The organism is Pseudomonadota bacterium (assembly GCA_026388215.1).
Taxonomy (GTDB): Bacteria; Desulfobacterota; Syntrophorhabdia; order Syntrophorhabdales; family Syntrophorhabdaceae; genus JAPLKF01.
Map to the genome: position 1 here is coordinate 1 of JAPLKF010000228.1, position 2045 is coordinate 2045.

The following is a 2045-nucleotide window of genomic DNA, read 5'->3' on the forward strand; positions in this document are numbered from 1 at the left end:
CCGGATAGATGTACATCCTGTGCGCTCTGCGCCCCTAACTGTCCGCTTGAGGTAATCAATGACTATAATGAGGGAATGTCCAGGCGAAGCGCCGCATATATAAGCTTTCCCCAGGCAATCCCCTCTACCTACATGATAGACCGGGAGATTGCGCCCTGTGTGAATGAATGTCCTGTGAATCTCAATGCCCGGGATTACGTTGGCCTTATCGCTGAAGGAAAATTCCTCGAAGCCCTCGACCTTATCAGGGAAAGGCTTCCTTTTCCCGGTATCATAGGCAGAATATGCGCGCACCCTTGCGAGGAGGTCTGTTTGCGGGGCCGTAAAGTTGAACAACCTATCGCCATCTGCGCATTGAAGCGATTTGTTGCCGACTACGAAAAAGGAAAAAGAGAGATTCCCATTCCAGAGATTGCCTTTGACAGAGGGAAAAAGGTAGCCATCATAGGAGGTGGGCCCGCAGGTCTTGCATGTGCAATAGAGCTGAAAAAGACAGGCTACAGAATTACAATATTTGAAGCCCATGATAAACTCGGCGGTATGCTGTATCTCGGTATACCTGCTTACAGGCTTCCCAAAGAGGAGCTTGCCAGAGAAGTCTCTATCGTAGAAAAGATGGATATTGAGGTGAAATACAATACGAGGGTAGGTAAGGATATCTCTATAAAGGAGATTTTCGACAGCTTTGATGCTGCCTTTTTTGCTGTCGGTGCACATGGCAGCAGAAGCCTTGGTATAAAAAATGAAAACGCTGAGGGCGTCTTAGGCGGGATAGACTTTTTGCGTGCCGTCAATAAAAACGAACCAGTACAGATAGGAAAGACTACAATGGTTATCGGCGGTGGCAACGTGGCAATAGATGTGGCTCTCACAGCAAAGAGAATTGGCGCCAGCGAAGTGCATATGGCTTGTCTTGAAACATGGGAGGAGATGCCTGCACACACATGGGAGATAAACCAGGCGATAGAGGAAGGCGTAAAAATCCATACCTCCTGGGGGCCGAAAGGCATCCTTGCAGACAATGGCAAAGTGCGTGGCATTGAGTTTAAACGATGTACCGCTGTCTTCGACGAGAAAGGCCGTTTCAATCCTTGCTATGATGATGGGACAACCATTTCCTTTGATGCCGATACAGTGATCCTTGCCATCGGTCAGGCCATGGATACCGACTTTTTAAAGGATACAGAAGGTATGGAACTTAAGCTTTTACCTGATGGCAGGATAAGGGTGGATTCTGTTACCTTAGAAACAAGTATTCAGGGCGTCTTTGCAGGCGGCGATGTGGCGACAGGACCTAAGTTAGCCATCGATGCAATACACCAGGGCCAGGAGGCCGCTGAATCTATAAAAAGATTCCTTGAAGAAAAAGACTTAAAAGAAGGAAGACAGGCAAAAGAAGACAAGCTCGTGGAAGATGTTCCTTCTTTTATTGAGAAGAAGGCCCGTGTTCTCATCCCGGAAAGACCGGCAGATCAGAGAAAAGGGTTTGATGAGGTATATCTCACACTTGACGAAAAAGAGGCTAAGGAAGAGGCAGAGCGGTGTCTCAACTGCAGGAGGTGTCTCGGGTGTAAGATATGTGAGGAGTTCTGCAAACCGGAAGCGATAGATTATCTTGAAGCACCGAGGGAAGAAAGGATTCAGGTAGGGAGTATCATCATTTCAAGCGGGTTCGATGAATACGATGCACATGCCAAGAAAGAACTCGGCTATGGCATCTATCAAAACGTGGTAACGAGTGTTGAGTTTGAGAGGATTCTCTCCGCCACAGGGCCGACAGGCAGTGTTGTGATGAGACCCTCTGATGGGAAGATGCCGAAGAAGATTGCCTTCATTCAGTGTGTGGGGAGCAGGGATAAGGTCAATGAGTACTGTTCCTCTGTCTGCTGTATGTATGCGACTAAAGAAGCAATCATTGCAAAGGAGCATCAAAACGATATTGAACCAACGATCTTTTACATGGATATACGGGCCTTCGGAAAGGGATTCGACCAGTACTACGAGAGGGCAAAGGGGGAATACGGGGTAAGGTATGTAAAATCTCT

1 protein-coding gene is annotated in these 2045 nt (G+C 47.6%); it reads left to right on the forward strand.

Going from position 1 to position 2045, the window contains the following annotated elements; all coding sequences use genetic code 11:
- Positions 1–75: 75 nt before the first annotated feature.
- The coding region (locus tag NTU69_11400; protein MCX5804113.1) for an FAD-dependent oxidoreductase at positions 76–2045 on the forward strand (1970 nt) is incomplete at its 3' end.